The 15,594-nt window shown below is 39.4% G+C and carries 12 protein-coding genes; 4 read left to right on the top strand and 8 right to left on the bottom strand.

Features of this window, described 5'->3' with window-relative positions; all coding sequences use genetic code 11:
• On the bottom strand, nucleotides 1-1,548 hold a 1,548-nt coding region (locus H6G92_RS35920; protein ID WP_190901306.1), incomplete at its 3' end, for a DUF3854 domain-containing protein.
• Complete coding sequence (locus tag H6G92_RS35915; protein ID WP_190901304.1) at nucleotides 1,545-1,877, bottom strand: hypothetical protein; 333 nt, start codon at nucleotides 1,875-1,877, stop codon at nucleotides 1,545-1,547. The genes H6G92_RS35920 and H6G92_RS35915, both read right to left, overlap by 4 nt.
• 1,139 nt (nucleotides 1,878-3,016) lie before the next feature.
• On the opposite strand from H6G92_RS35915, the gene H6G92_RS35910 reads away from it, so the two are divergent.
• A complete protein-coding gene (locus H6G92_RS35910; protein WP_190901302.1) occupies nucleotides 3,017-4,435 on the top strand; it encodes an nSTAND1 domain-containing NTPase in 1,419 nt (472 codons plus the stop codon).
• Nucleotides 4,436-4,454: 19 nt separating this feature from the next.
• Here the strand turns inward: H6G92_RS35910 and H6G92_RS40005 are convergent, their stop codons facing one another.
• A complete protein-coding gene (locus tag H6G92_RS40005) occupies nucleotides 4,455-4,619 on the bottom strand; it encodes a hypothetical protein (protein ID WP_242059463.1) in 165 nt (54 codons plus the stop codon).
• Between H6G92_RS40005 and H6G92_RS35905 the strand changes: the two genes are divergently transcribed.
• Together H6G92_RS35905 and H6G92_RS35900 are read left to right on the top strand one after the other, a co-directional pair.
• Nucleotides 4,543-6,297 (top strand): protein kinase domain-containing protein, encoded by a 1,755-nt coding sequence (locus tag H6G92_RS35905; RefSeq protein WP_313890053.1) that lies wholly within the window; start codon nucleotides 4,543-4,545, stop codon nucleotides 6,295-6,297. The two genes, H6G92_RS40005 and H6G92_RS35905, sit on opposite strands and share 77 nt — an antisense overlap.
• Before the next feature lie 95 nt (nucleotides 6,298-6,392).
• Entirely contained in the window at nucleotides 6,393-7,421 is a 1,029-nt protein-coding gene (locus H6G92_RS35900; protein ID WP_190901298.1) for a hypothetical protein, read from the top strand.
• Between the two features lie 103 nt (nucleotides 7,422-7,524).
• On the opposite strand, the gene H6G92_RS35895 is transcribed toward H6G92_RS35900, so the two are convergent.
• From H6G92_RS35895 to H6G92_RS35880, 4 genes are all read right to left on the bottom strand, one after another.
• Nucleotides 7,525-10,038, bottom strand: a complete 2,514-nt coding sequence (locus H6G92_RS35895; RefSeq protein ID WP_190901296.1) for a CHAT domain-containing protein — start codon at nucleotides 10,036-10,038, stop codon at nucleotides 7,525-7,527.
• The gene (locus H6G92_RS35890) at nucleotides 10,031-12,736 is read right to left on the bottom strand and encodes a two-partner secretion domain-containing protein (protein ID WP_190901294.1); all 2,706 of its coding nucleotides are present in this window, start codon (nucleotides 12,734-12,736) and stop codon (nucleotides 10,031-10,033) included. The genes H6G92_RS35895 and H6G92_RS35890 overlap by 8 nt, the downstream gene beginning before the upstream one ends.
• A 57-nt stretch (nucleotides 12,737-12,793) precedes the next feature.
• Nucleotides 12,794-13,426 (bottom strand): PAP/fibrillin family protein, encoded by a 633-nt coding sequence (locus H6G92_RS35885; protein WP_190901292.1) that lies wholly within the window; start codon nucleotides 13,424-13,426, stop codon nucleotides 12,794-12,796.
• 89 nt (nucleotides 13,427-13,515) lie between these two features.
• Nucleotides 13,516-13,674 (bottom strand): hypothetical protein, encoded by a 159-nt coding sequence (locus H6G92_RS35880; RefSeq protein WP_190901290.1) that lies wholly within the window; start codon nucleotides 13,672-13,674, stop codon nucleotides 13,516-13,518.
• Nucleotides 13,675-14,195: 521 nt separating this feature from the next.
• On the opposite strand from H6G92_RS35880, the gene H6G92_RS35875 reads away from it, so the two are divergent.
• A complete protein-coding gene (locus H6G92_RS35875) occupies nucleotides 14,196-14,822 on the top strand; it encodes a hypothetical protein (protein WP_242059461.1) in 627 nt (208 codons plus the stop codon).
• A gap of 58 nt (nucleotides 14,823-14,880) precedes the next feature.
• Here H6G92_RS35875 and H6G92_RS35870 read toward each other — a convergent pair whose 3' ends face one another.
• Nucleotides 14,881-15,252 carry a hypothetical protein gene (locus tag H6G92_RS35870; protein WP_190901288.1) on the bottom strand — a complete coding sequence of 124 codons (372 nt, stop codon included), beginning with the start codon at nucleotides 15,250-15,252 and terminating at the stop codon, nucleotides 14,881-14,883.
• Nucleotides 15,253-15,594 lie beyond the last annotated feature (342 nt).

The raw sequence follows: 15,594 nt of genomic DNA, 5'->3' as shown, positions 1-15,594 counted from the left end.
TTCATCTATAAATATGCAGCCGTAGGTGAGAGACTGAGTATTCAGCTTATGCAAGCTGTCGATAGTAATACTAAGGGCTTGAGCCTGGGCTAAACCTGTGTAACCCAAGTCTGAATACATCGCCGTCCGCAAGCGTTCGGCAAGATTTTTCAACAAGTTAACCCGATGTCCATTGTTGAGGAACCGCGCGTCGGGGTTTTGGTCACGCCACCAGCGCATAAGTTCAGTTTTGCCAGTACCCATGTCGCTCCAGAGTACGACTAGTCCTGATTTTGGGAAATTGAAGGTAGGGGATTTCTTCGATTTGTCTGAATCAACTCCGCCAGAATCCGTAGACTCCTTCTTTCTCCAATGTCCTTTTATAGATGGCGTGAAAAGTTGTTCCTTTTCAAGCTCATAAAGCTCAGGCACTCTCAAGCATTTTTCTTCAAGTTCGGGAATGCACAAAGCCTCAGAGAGATACTTGATATTAATAGTGACATCTGGTTTGTATTTGCTAAGTCCCCATTTTTTAGCCCGATACGAGCGCTGGTAATCGGCAAGTGATTTGGCATCATCGATGATTGCGGTCAGTAAAGCGTTAGCATCTTCCCCGCGACCAACTACAAAATCATCAACGCCTTTCTCTGGCCCCGGCAGTAATGCAACTTCACAAAAGCAACCTGCCGATTCGATTGCTTTTGCAGTGCGAACAGTGGCTTGAAACACCGACCACCTGGTTTTAGAAGAAGTTTCGTAGTCGAATAAAATAATGAACTTGCGTCCCGCCTGAGCCATTGGTACTAAGTCAGGATGCAACCGTTCATCAAAATCCTGTTTGCCCACGCGACCATTCCAAATTCCCGGCAGTGCGATCGCTACAAACCCTAAACTAAGCAAGCAAGCGGCTTTCTTCTCCCCTTCGCATAAGATAATCGGAATCTCTGGGTGCTGCTTTATCCACTCCCAAAATATTAGTGGATTGAGTTGATCCAGTAAGCGCAATGCTAAAAGGGAATGATAGCGCTTAATTAAATAACGCTTTGCAACTTTGTCCCAGATGGGGTTAGCGACATCAAAGTAGGTAACACGGTTGGGAGTTTTGGGGGGTGACTCGTATTTAACGGGTTTCCCTTTTTGCCAATCAATACGGGGGAAGTTCGGCTTAATCCGCCCCCACTCCATCGGTTGCCAGTTCTTGAATGGGTCAAGTGACTGAATCCATGTCCCACCCAGTAATAGATGCTGATACATTTTGATGTATCCATCCGTGACTCGACCCGCATTCTTACGTGGGATTTTATCAGATATGAACAGGAAATCATAAACTGATTCTCCCTCTACATGGAAAAAGTTGCGCTTAATTAACGCCGGATGAATGGCGCTACCAGCTAACAACTCATGGTATTCCGCTGCCGTGAGGTTGTTGGGATATTCAGTTGGAGAGGCTGCACCTGGGTTAAGCGTAAGGGGCAAAGGGGAAGGGGAGGAAGAATTTGTTAACTCTTCCCCATCCCTTTTCCCTTTGACCTTTAACCTTTCCCCCGTAATATTCGGGGTATGGTTCATCGGTTCTCCCCTCGGAATTCCTTAGAGAGAACTCTTTCAAGCTGCGAAACCCTTGCTCTAGCAGTTCGCCAACCCAAAATTGCTGGGTGGAGGTCGGCAGGGGAGCAGGGGAGCAGGGGAGCAGAGGATAGGCTTATACAAGTTCTTTCCCCTCTGCCCCTCTGCCCCTCTGCCCCTCTGCTAACCACCATGCAAAGTTGACTTGCCAGACTACTAGCCTGGATATTCCGAAAATTTCCCTTCGTCACAGCACAAAATTGCCATACGAAAGCTGCACTCAACCCCATGCGCTCTACTACTGCGCTCTTGGGGTGTTCTCTATTTATCACAATATTTTCCCCTGATAACTTGGTTGACAAGCTCAGAGGGGGTTACATCAGTTAATAGTCAAGAGTTGACTGTTATCAAGGACTGTAAATTCCAACTGATAACTGGTAACTGGTAACTGGTAACTGATAACTGTTATTCGCGCTACTACTGCTTTTAACTACAAAATTCGCAATTTTTCTTCATAAAACTTAATTTTAGTAAATCTTTAGAATTTCGACAGCCAAAACACACCGCAAAAAATAGACTTTTCGTGCGGCAGATCCTATAATGGATGTGGCAGCGCGGATTATACTCTCGGACAAATTTAGTAGTCGTGACTAGTAGGCAAACTTTAACGACAACTTGTTTTGTTCATTCGAGATCAACTCCCGCTCTGAGGTTATATGGAATTTAAGACCCGTACAAAGCGCTACTCCTTAGTGGCGCTTTGTGCGTTAAGTTTTGGTAGTTTTGTATATTCACCTCCATGTCTGTCTCCCTTCAATTAGCTTGATTTTACAGAAGTTATGTCTGTTTGGGATCTAACAAGAATTTGATTTTTGGCTAGGAATTGTTTCATCTTTTTAAGGGAGTACTACGAGGTTAGTTACACACGAGATTAGGTGTAATCATTGAATTGGGGTAAAGCGATGTCTGGCAATACCCAAAGGCATTCATTGATTACATTAGTCAATTTTGATTAAAGCCTAATCGTGACACTACATCTATAGATGCAGTAGTCCTACTTATTGAACGTAATATTTAGAGCATATAACCTGTAAAAGCTTTTTGAAAGAGGGATATTGTAAACAATTATTGAGAAAGTGTAGGTTTTAGCAAAATCTTTTGCAATATCTGACTTGTAAAAAAATCTTAAAAAAGTAGGGTTTGAGAGTTGCTAAAATCGAATAATTGTGTATCTTAGCGTTGTATCTAGAATGATTACTTAATATTACAAATCTATGGTGTAATGTGTCATGTTAGGCAAAATGCAGCACAACTTAGACGGAATCTGGTTTCCATTAGATGTTCACTTGAGTTTTTGTAAGTGTCTAAGAGGATTTTCTTGTAGAGTAAGCTAAGAGAGTAGCTTCTTGTACTTCATTGAATAACTCTAAGGGTAGAGTTATTAAAAAAATAATATAAAAGCTTACTAAGTATGGACTCGTATAAAAACTTAGACATAGATAAAATACTGGATATTTTGGATGAGCGAGTGCTTCAACATACCGGAAGACATTTACTGAAATCTGAAAGAGTTTTAATTAAAGGGTCTTGGTATGGCAGAGACTATAAGGAGATAGCAAGCAACTCTGGATACAGCGCAGACTATTTGCATAGAGAAGTGGCTCGGCAATTATGGGCAATGCTTTCAGAGGTTATTGGTGATGGAGTCCCAGTAAAAAAAATATCGTTGAAACCTGCTTTACTTAAATTAGCAAAAAAGAATTATTTTAAGCTAGAAGTCTCCAAGCTGGACAACGATTGTTTAGTGGGCAAGACGAGAATTTATGGAGAATTACCCAAAATAGAATCTTTTTATGGTAGAGAAAGGGAGATTAGTAAATTAAAAAATCAACTTCATCTTTTGAAACGGCGCTGCATAGTTATAACTGGAGTTGGAGGAATTGGAAAAACTTCACTTGCAGCGAAATTAGTAGAAGAAATTCTTTTAGAAAACCCTAATGCCTATGAAGATATAGTTTGGATAAAAATACATTCGTCAATTGATGATTTATTTACTAAATTAATTAATGCTTTTAATGTAGAAATAGACAATGAATCTCTTGAAAATCAAACTTTGCTATTATTAAAATATTTTAAATTGCATCGTTTATTACTAGTAGTAGACGGATTTGAAAAGCTAGGTCAAGTAGCGAGTTTTGAGAAGAGATTAGAGTATGAAAAACTATTTATTCAACTTGCAGATGGAAATCATCAAAATTGTACAATTATAACAAGTCAATTACCTTTGGAAGAAGTGATTTATGCAACAAAAAATCTTTCAATTGACTTTTTACGCCTTGAAGGTTTAGAAGAGCGTGCAGCTATGCGAATGCTAAACGAAAAAGGACTATGGGGAAAAGAATGTAAAGAGTTAATTAAAATGCATCGTGGGAACCCATCAGAGTTAGAAGAAGCGGCTGACAGAATTCATCGACTTTTTGGAGGAAGTGTAAAAACATTCTTTGATTACAGGACTACTGTTATTGGACAACTTCTTCAATCTATGCTACATCAGCAATTTGGACAGCCTGGACTCATAAGTGATGTCCAAAGAGAAATAATGATTTATTTAGCCGAGTCAACTTCAGAAAGCTCACCTCCAATACAGTTTTCTAATATTATTGAAGCGTTGAAAAAACAAATAGGTTTAGAAGTGTCAATTGCGGAAGCTATCAGAGCAATAGAAATTTTAGAACAACGCTCTTTAGTTGAAACTTATAGAAAATCAGGTAAGCAAGAAGTTAGTTATAGTTTACAACCACTTATCAGAAAATACATTTTAGTTGATCCATTTAATTTGGTGCGGAGAAGAACTAGTGTGTTACAACTCAGTAATTCCATCCAGGAGTAAATGTGGTTTACTGTATAAATCACCTTTGTACACAGCGCTGTAATCCTGATAATGTCAAAAACTGTTTAGCTTGCGGTAATTCTTTGTTAATAAATGGTCGCATTCGTTTGTTACGCCCGTTGCGATCTTTGGAAGAAAACTTGTATACCAACACAAATGTTTTTGAGGTTGAAGATGTTGACACAAAGTCTTATCCAAAGTCTCAAATAAGAGTAATGAAAATATTAAAGTGGAGCGAACCTAAATTAGTGGAGCTAGTTCAGCGAGAAGCTAGAATTTTGCAAATAATTCAATATCCTGGGATTCCTGAGTCGGCTAGGGATGATTACTTCACTTTTAAACTTAAGGACACTCTTCTAGAATTACATTGCTTAGTAATGCAAAAGGTTGAAGGAGAGAATTTACGGCAATGGTTAAAATCTTATGGGCGAATTCCTCAAAATGTGGCATTTGATTGGTTGTCACAATTAATTGATACTCTTGATGTCGTACATCGTTCCGGCTTCTTTCATAGAGACATTAAGCCAGAAAACATCATTCATAAGCCTGATGGGAAATTGGTGTTGATTGATTTTGGTGCAGCACGAGAGATTACCAGCACTTACTTAGCAAAAGTTAGTACCAGTGGGGGAAGCAGTACAGGATTAGCTAGTGGGTACGGAGTAACATCTGTGATCACGGCTTTTTTTAGTCCACCTGAACAAATGAACGGCCAAGCAGTACCGCAATCAGATTTCTATGCTCTAGGTCGAACTTTTGTGAATTTAGTTACTGGAATGTCATTGATGGATCTACCAACAAACGAAAAAACAGGGAGGCTAATGTGGAGAAAATATGCGCCGCAGATTGATAAACCTTTTGCTGATTTACTCGATGATTTGATGGCTTCCTCCCCAGGTCAGCGTCCGCAAAGTACTCAAGTAATTTTGCAACGGCTTAATAAACTTCCTTATCAAAGTAAAATTTATAAATTAATTAAGTCTAAAAAACTTTTATTTAGTGTATTAGTTACATTAATTACTTTAGGGTTTTTCGGAGGTTTCAAAGTATTTTTACCAATAATGGCTAATAATTTAGTACTACAAGGTAAAAAGTCAGAATTAGCAAATGATTCGCAAACTGCACAAAACTATTTTAACCAAGCCATAGAATATAATTCCCAACTTCAACTTTCTGTTTCCCAGTTTTATTTAGAGCAAGCCGCTCGTCATTTTAACGACTTTAAACTAGCTAAAAGATATTATGAGTTAGCCCTTAAATATAATAATAAAGATATAAATGCTTATAATAGTTTAGCTGTAGTTTGTTGGCAGCTTGGAGAAGTCGCTTGTGCCTTAGATAATTATCAGCATATTTTGAAATTAAAGCCTAATGATTGGGAGGGATATTATAGGTTAGGAAGTTTTTATGATCAAGAAGGAAAAGAGGATTTAGCTCAAGAACAATATAAAATAGCGATTAAAATTAATAAGAAAGCAGTGCCCGCGCTCAATGATTTATCGCGCCTCAAAAATCTCAAAGAAGACTATACTCAGGCTACTGCATTAGCACTTGAAGGATTGCGCTTGACTGAAGAGCCAAAACTACAAGCTGCTTTATATAAAAATTTGGGTTGGGCAAAGTTCATGCAAAATCAGTATAACGAGGCAGAGAAATATTTACAAAAAGCCAGTGATTTAGACAGCAAGAGAATAGATGCTGTCTGCTTGCTGGCTCAGGTGCAAGAAGCTCTGGGTAAAATTGAGGATGCCAGGCTTTCATGGGAAATCTGTATGCTTGCTAGGACTACTCAGCAAGATGTTTTCAAGTGGAGGCAGGAATTATTAGACCGCCTTACCAATAACTCAAAAATCTCTCAATAGAGTGCATTTTTGCGAAAGTACGGATTTAGTTTATTTGTTTCGCTATCAAACTTATGTATGCTATTAACAGGCAAGTAAATAGATAAAAGCTTTTAATGCAGTCTTTACTCAACCGTAGGAAGAAAAAAGTTTTTAAGCTTCAAGTTGCAGCGCTCGTATTGATATTACCATCAATACTACTTTTATCAAGTATTAGCAGCGCAGGAAGTCGGACTCAATCAGTAGCAGTAATAAAAAGTGGGTGTCGCAAGTTTATAGGTCGAGTCTCTAGCTCAGGCGATCTCCACTTGCCAAGTGGAAGCCGACTGTGCCAAGGAGATCGGATTAATCCAGTTAAGGGAGCTACAGTCAAGGTTTTGTGCTACTTAAATGGAAATTTTGTATACCTGAAGCATAGTACCGTGTTCAAGGAGCCAGATACGTGTACAGTGCCTCAAGAGATAGCAGAGCTATGTACGGGATTAAATCCGAGTAATTGCTATAACCCTAAAGGGGCGGGTGAGGAAAAAGAAGAAGCACCAACCCTAATAAGCCCTTATGGCAGTTCAATGTTAAGTACGCGACCTCAAATATCTTGGAGTGCTGTCTCGAACGCTACTAATTACACAGTAATTGTAAAGGGTTACGAATTTTATTGGGAAGCAACAGTAGATCAGAAAACGACTACACTGGCATACCCGAAAGAGCAAATAGAATTGCAACTTGGTAATACCTACAAAATTACTGTCATTGCCAACCGGGGAGGTTCTTTGATTAGTTCGGAGCCTTTAGTAATCAGTGTTTTGCCAGAAAAAGACCAAAAAGAAATTGCATACAAGGTAAAGCAGATCAATGAATTAAACTTGCCTCCAGACGAAGCCGCTTTTTTAGATTTAGATGCTGTATTTATGTCCAAAAGCCTTTTGAATGAATCGATTGAGACGCTGAAAGCACGAGTGGCAGCAGGAAGTCAGAACCCCACTCTTTACCGAGTACTTGCAGATCGATACCTAGAAGCATGGTTGCCAAATGAAGCGCTTCGCAATTATCAGGTAGCAAATGAATTGGCGAAACGCACTAGGAATTCGGATGAATTAGCTAGAGTCCAAGAAGGACTAAAGTTGGTAGAATGGCACAATAGGTAAAAGTTGGCAACAATAGCAACCAGATGCTCGCATTGCCAATTGCCAATATATATATATAATTGTTAAAATTATCGGCAACTTATGGTTGTGATTGCACAAAATTTTACAGCCATCCACCAACGAGCAAGAACGAAGCCCAAAAATAAGGGTGGCTGTACTTAGAATTTGACATTAAATTTAATTGTGCTTGATGTAATGCCTCTGCTTTAGGAGTCCCGAACTTCAAGTTTTTGTAAAACTCTTCCATAAGTAAAGCAGTGGAGTCAGCATCTACCTTCCATAAAGTTGCCACTGTACTTCTGGCACCTGCTTGTGCTGCCACACCAGCAATCCCCAATGCTGACCTCTTATTACCCTTAGCGGTTTCACAGGCACTTAAAACTAATAGTTCAATTCCATTTTCATTGGTTTGAGCGTTTAATTTTAGTAAGTTATCAAACTCTAGTACAGTAATTGGTTTGTTCCAAGTAAAAAACATTGTTTTCTGGGCGTCAGAACTAAATTGAGCATGAGTAGTTAGATGAAGGATGGAAAAATGATTTGTGCTTAACTGTTGCTCAAGCGCCTGGCTAGTAAAGTTTTCATTCAACAAGACTGTTGAAGAAGTAGTTTGTTTTTTAACATCTTCTACCTCCTGTTTCACTCTTAGCAATGCTTTTAAGCCTTCGGGAGCATTTAGAGCGTTAAAGCTGGGACTAAATTTAGATAATCCAGCAATTAAGGCTCTTAACTGTTCCTTGGGTAAAAATTTAGGTGGTCTAATCCTAGAACCTAAAGTTTGAGCAATGCTGTAGCGCTTGAGTAAATAATCTTTGCCGTCATGAAGCAAACCTATTGGTAAGCTTTGGAAAGATGTATCTAAAGTAAGCACTAGCGTCCCTGATGGAGGTAAGTATGTCTTGACGGGTGCAATTAACAAGTCATAAAGTGATTGAGAAGGCGAAATAATCAAATTCTTATTAATAGAAGCTAGTCGAGGAGATTGTAAGATTTCTAATAGATTATCGACGCTAATTTTAACTAGCTTGGAGTCAACAGAATGGTGGTGAAAGGAGCCATCAGAGGACTGGACAATTACTTCTACGCTGTTATCTAAATCAATAATGTGAACTACTGTTGGAGGATTGGACAAGTTTTTTACTTCATTTAAAGGGATGATGTCAAGTTTGCCACATTGAAGAAAATTTTCTAATTGAGCGATTTGCAGCCGTTCGTTTGCCTGAATTACTCGTTTTAAATTAGGGTTAGGAGATGCCAAGAGCAATCGCATATACTCCCGATATACAGGCTCCACTTTTTCTTGGAAGGATAATTGTAAATCTGCATTGCTTGGCAAAAGATCATCACGCACTTTAGTTACATTATCAATTGCTGCACTGTAAGCCTGAAGGGCTGTATCGTATTTTCCTTGTTTTTTGTATAAATCCCCTAACTGCTGCTGCCATTGATAAGCAAGATCCGATGATTGACTTAACTGAGCTTGGCTCAAAGCTGCCTGAAAATATGCAAGTGATTGCTCTGGTTTTAACTTGCCTAGAGTGCCGAAGCTATCTGACTTTAATCGCGGGTTATTCAGTCCTTTAGCTGTCTGCAATGCCTCTTCAGCATACTCGATAGCTATTGAGTGTAATTGTTTGCTTGCAATCTTATTTAAATTTTTAGCGAAATTGAGTTTGGCATAAATAGAATTGCTAGCTGGTAGCTGAGAAAATGCCGAAGAATTGTTTAGTATTAGAGTTATTGCTGGCTGAATCTGATGATTAATTTTAGTGCGAATATTGTTTAACTCTGTATTACTGGGATTGGACTCCGCTGCTAACCAATTATCAAAGTCTAATAATAAGCTTAAGCGGTGTAATTGAGCTTGTAGTTTTACTCCGATTGAAATGTTTGGGATATCACTCACCTGTTGATAAATATCAAGGGAGTTAAGTGCCTGATACTGAACTATATTAACAATTTCTTTTTGAAAAACGGGTTCTTCTGTCTGAAAATATCTATTTTGTGCTTGCTTGTAAATAGATTGCTCAACTTTCCCTAAAGATAGCAAAATTCCGCTAATATCAGCCGAAGGTGTTTGCTTGGCAAGTGAGAGCGTTTCTTTTAAAACTATTTTTGATTCATCTAGTTTACCTATTTGGCGTAAGGCTTCTCCTAAATGACGCCATCCCAATAAGTAAACTGGTATTGGTTTTTGCTTCGTAATCGCTGTATAAAGTAGTTGTTTTATAGATTCAGTGGATTGTGCCGGAGCGGTAGTACAAATCCCAGCATTTTTATCTAACTTTAAGGCTTCAACAAGCGTATGACATGCACGAAGATTCGCACCTAAAGCTTGTAAGCCAATACTTTCATCAATTAAGCTTCCACTAATGTCCTCTTGATTATCTAATTGGCGGTAAATGCTCGTAGCTTTTTCCCAAATTTCTAAAGCCTTGATTGCCTGACCGAGATTTAATTGCTTATAACCTTCTTGGGTCAATACTTGCGCTTGATTGTATTGTTGTGTTTTTTTGTTTGAAGTTTGAGCGGGGGTAATAGAAGGTTGGCTTGTAACTATTGACAGACTTAGAATTCCTAACAGCGAGTACTTGAACCAGTATTGTAACTTAATCATTTCTCTGTGCTATTTTTATGGTTGGTGATACTTCTGATGTATAAGATTCTTGACTACATTTTGAGGCAGACAATGCCGAAGCAACGGGAGTGGCTGTATTAGGGTCTGCTATCAGGACAATTCTTCCATTAGAGTCTATTGTCCAGGCGTTAGCTTCTACAATTTCTAGGGTTTGTTCAACTGTTGCTGCCTTAAGTTCTTCCGAATTGTTCTTCTCAACTAAAACAGAGTTATTCTGCCGCTCATAAATGTTATCTGGCATCTCGTCAGAGCTAGATGGAAAACCGCCTCTGCTACTGATTACTAATTCACTTGCCGCTACACCTGATTGCCCCTGGCAGTTGGAGGCCATTTCAGGAGTTTCTCGAACGACTTCTGGCGCTGCTTTAATGCTCCTGGAATCAATGGCAAGTCCATTAATTTGAACTGTGCCATTGATTCCAAACTCAGAGCTGGCTTCAATTAGGCTATTCCGAGAGAAAAGGAACGCATCACGAACATTTATCCAGATATTTCCGCCGCGTCCTTCAAAAGCGTTGGCTGTGATAGTGCTATTTCCTAAGCTAAATAAAACATCTGTCTCTACAGTGATGTTTCCACCATCACCATTAGTCCCTTGCTGTCCAGCAGTTGCAGAGATAATGCCATTATCTAATCGAACGAATTTTGAGGTGATATCGATATCACCCCCCTGACCGACAGCAGTGCTTGCCGTGATCCCACCGTAATTTGAAATATGGATTGTATTAGCATTAATATTAATTATTCCCGCATTGCCAGAACCATTATTCTTGACACTAATTAATGCGCTATCGGCAATGTTCAATTTATTAGTATTAATCGTGACATTTCCTGAATCTCCTCTCAGCATTGAAGGCAGCAGGTATAGCTCTTGAAAACTGTCATTGAAATCAATAACAGATGAATTTATGAGACTGGGATTGACAGCACCCGGTACTCTACCTATTACATCTATAGAATCAGAAGCATTAATAGTAAGGCTGTCAGCTTTTCCGGTTGAGCGAGTGGAAGTATTAATTATCCCACCATCCCTAGCTGTTAATTTTTTTGTATTAACTGTTAATTTTCCACTATTACCACTGCTATAAGTTGCAGTAGATAAAGAACTTGGAGTAAAGATATCTGGTACTACTCCAAAAAGTTCTACAGAGTTATTAGAATTTACAGTTAGATCTCCTCCAGAGCCACTACCAAGAGCTAAAGAACCAATAATACCTCCTTCTTTGACACTTAAATTTTCTGTTGAAAGGACTAGTTTGCCTGCACTACCAGAGCCAGAAGCTCTAGTAAGAATAGTACTAGAAAGCTGTGAAGCTCCCAATAAATACCCAATTACTTGAGTAGATTCAAGAGTATTCACTGTTAAGTTACCACCTTTGCCGCTCCCAAAAGTTGAAGTTAGGATTTCTCCGCCATCTTGTACAGACAGCTTTTTTGTAGCCAGCGTCAGATTGCCACTATCTCCAGAGCTAAAGGTTGCAGTAATAATATTGCTGGGTAGTTGAAGAATGGAAGAGGAACCATCAGCAACTTGAGTGAATTCGGAAGCATTCACAATGATATCGCCTCCCCTACCTGCACCGTAGGTTCTAGCAATTATTGCTGCTCCATCCCGGAGAATTAAATTTTGAGTTGAGACTTCAATTTTTCCTCCATTTCCTACTACAGTTTCATTAACTAAACTAGTAGGAATTACTCCATTTCGAGAAGTTCCTATTATTCTCAATTCTTCCGAGGCATTTACAATAATGTCACCGGACAATTTATTTCCTTGGTTTTGAATCAAAAAGATTGAGCCACTTGCTAGTTCCACATCAGCACCTTGTGCTTGAATGAAACCACCGGAGCCACTGACATCTACTATTGACTGTTGAGATAGTTGAATATTTTTAAAGCTAACTGCATCTTCATAGCTTAAAGTCCAACCACTGGAAGCTGTATTAATGCGTGCTATTCCTTTATCAACACTACCTAATTCAATCCGCCCTCCACTTGCCTCAAGCTTTCCTCCCTCTAAAACTACCTTACCACCCACTAAAGCTAAAGTTTTCTCTGGTTTGACACGTAAGCCATTTGAGCTAATGGTTTTAATAAATGGTGAGAATGGGTTATTGAGAGTCAGATCGTGTCCTGTACCTTGAGCTTGAATTGCGCCTGGATTACCATCAAATCCTAAGCCAAGAGGTGCGCTCATTGTTAATAAGGGTTGATTTTGTGGAGTTTTTGCACTAAATTGGCTGCCATCAGCAAAGTTAATTCTGTTAGCAGTGCTAGCTAAGAACGAGCCACCGATATTTAGGGCAGCATTGGGACCAAAAATAATCCCGTTAGGATTAATTAGAAACAGGTTAGCGTTGCCGTTAGCTTTCAGTAAACCATCGATGTTAGAGATAGATAAACCAGTTACTCGACTAATAATGTTTTGAACATTCGAGGCATTATTAAAGTAGGCTGTACTACCTGTGGATAGAGAAAATTGCTCGAAGCTGTGAAATAAATTCCTTCCTACTTGCGTTCCTCCATTAATATTGCTGGTATCACCCTGTGGAGTAACTAGAGAATTGACAGGTAATGCTTTATCTGGAAGAATCTGTGCCATCGCAGATGAAGATAATAACACATAAAATATGAAAGCTAATTGCTGGCAAAAAACAAGAAAAATATTGTATTTTTTCATTTCAATTTTCAATTTTGCTTTTAATTAACTTCATTGAGTGAAACTTCTTTGGTAGGACTAAGTTGAGGGCTTTACATCACGACGAAATACAAATAAATTATCTGTTGCACCTCGTCCTACCCTAATTTCTTGATCTAAGTAGGAGGTTATCCATAAAGCTTCTTTCTGTAAAAATTCTAATACTGGTATTTTCAACTCAGGAAAACTCCAATTAGATAGCCCAAAGGGTTTTGTTGCTTGCACGGAAAATGAGTTAAAGGAGACTGTGGCAGTTTTCTCATCCGTACTCCATTTCCAATGTCCATTAGCTTGTAACTGCCACTCCCCTAAAATGGGTAATTCAAGCTGGGCGCTATTAGAGGCTAAGATTTTTCTGGTATTGCTGTCACTAGCCAATATTTGCCACACGCGTTTAATTTTAATTGCACCCCCAAAATCTGGAATTGATGCAATCTGCCGTGTGACGATTGTCCCAGCAGATGCATACACTAATTGCCAGTTACCTAATAGAGAAGGAAGATGCTTAGGCTGAAGTGGTTGCGGAATAGGGCTTATGCCCTCCAACTGTTGTATAAGCTTATCAATAAGTTCGTCAGAGGTTGGAAATAGGCTTTGTTGTAGTCCCAATTTCTCTATACGTAATAAAAGCTCAGTTTTTAAAGCAAATCTCGCTGTATTATCCTCTGCCATGTCTATATTCTACTTTTACGCTTGAAAGTTACTGTCAATAGTAATTATTAGTCATTAGTGATATTTTTTAACCACAACCAGCCAACCAACTAAGTCTGCATGGCGCTCGTTAAGTATTCAAGCGTTAGTATAGGTGTTGAAGTTAGCAGTCTCCGATATCTGTAGGTTGCGATCGCGGATACTGCCTTTGCTTGTAACTGGAGTTTGGCAATGTTTGGAATGCCAGCAATGTATTTTTTGTAACTCATAGAAATTAGGGAAACTCAGCTAAATCGGGAACACAGGAAACACAACAGACAATTGTTCTTCATTGAAAGCAGTTGCTTGTACTATTATTGACAGCGTTACTAATTACTGACAAAAGTAGTTTTTTGCGGTAAAACTTTCTTTTGTCAGAATTGCTAATTTCGGACTCCCTTAGCAAGTTAAAATCATGATTTTAATCTTGAATTTAAGTGAACAACATTTATCTGCTTGATATTAAATGGTTAAAAGCCAAGAAAACTTTGAGATTGCGATCGCGCTCCAAGAGTTCAATAAATACCATGCAGATATAGCTCCCAAAGGCAGGAGCTAGCACCAAGGCAGAAGACCGCGCTGCCTCTTTGTCTCAATGAGATTTTGGCTACTATAAGTCCCTTAGCTACACAAAAACTCTTCTTTACTACTAAAGAAGGACAAAAGCCAGGGTAATTTTGTGCTTTGGACTCATTTTAGCCTAGTTTAACGTGTAAATTGATACCCCAAACGCCTACACTTGGAACTGCGTGTGGAACGTGCATTTTTGTCAGCGGGTCAGGCGCTGATAGAGTTGCGGGATCGTAGATTGTACCGTTCCACGCACCGTACTTTTGAGGAGTATTGTCGAGATCGTTTCAATTATAGTCGTGATGCGGCGTACTTGAAGATTTCGGCTACTGTCGTTTATGAAAATCTTCAAAAGTTTTTGCCGACCATTGGTCGGCAAATTCCGATGCCGACCAACGAACGACAACTGCGGTTTTTGGCGAAAGCCGAGTTGGAACCGACTGTGCAAGCAGATGTATGGCAGCAGGCAGTAGAGCAAGCTGGCAATAAGATTCCATCTGGTCGCATAGTGAAAGACGTGGTGGACAGGATACGCGAAAAGACGAAAGTACCCAATCCTTACCACATCGGGGAAATATGCATTCTTCTGCCCAAAGATGACCCAGACTTGAGGGGTAAAGCGGGTTATTGGGGCGTGGTAAGTCACGTTGGAGAATACAGCTGTACAGTTCAAACCTGGGATGGCGACTATACAGTGAAGATTGAACACCTGAAGTTACGTTCTTCTGAATTCAGTCCTTCTGAATGTTGGAGAAGGAGAGTGAATTCTTTTGAATCAATAGAAGAGTTATGCGCTCATTGCTTTTAAATTCTGGCTTCTGACTCCTAAGTGCTGAATTATTACCAATAATTTAATGCAACAAAGTTTACTTAACGAGTTTAGTTTCAAATATTTCTCGCCACAATTCAAATTCAGGACAATTACACCAAAGGGTAACGAACCCATCAAAAAGTTTAGTTTCTGAATTTTTAACTCCCCTTGGGAGAACTTGGATCAAGATAGGAATATCCAAATCACATTTCCAAGTTTCTATTTCTTTTTGAAGTTGGGCAATAGTGTCTTGATGGAATCCTCGGTCGTTGTTGGAACACTGAACAAGTAAACATCCATTATCAGAATCTTTGACTCGTTTGATCGAGAAATTAATCTGCGTCCACATTGATTGGACTTCATTGAAAATATTAGGCAAACCATAGTGATTGCCTAATATTGCCTTTCGGCGTTTCGATTCACCCATAAGTCCCACTCAGCAATACAAATTTTGACAAGGATGACGAAGAAGATAACCCGTATTTCTCACAAGCTTCAGGCGTTTGGAGCAGAGGGGCGGAGGGGCAGAGGGGAAAGAACAAGGCACATTGAACTCTCCCCTGCTCCCCTGCTCCTCTGCACCCCTGCACAAGCGCAGGCTTTGAGAGGTGTGGCGAGAAATCCGGGATAAGGAATCTCCTGACGACGAGTAAGCTCAATAGCGCTCAGACTAACCCTCTGGGGGTTATTAACTACTAATACTATTGTAACGATAAACCAAGGGTTTCAAGCATTTTGCAGTTGCAGGGATTGGGGATTTTGCCAAACC

Origin of the sequence: Nostoc foliaceum FACHB-393 (assembly GCF_014698505.1) — a bacterium.
GTDB classification, from domain to species: Bacteria; Cyanobacteriota; Cyanobacteriia; order Cyanobacteriales; family Nostocaceae; genus Nostoc; species Nostoc foliaceum_A.
Note: the sequence above shows the minus strand (reverse complement) of the source record. Positions and strands in the feature narration are given on the sequence as shown.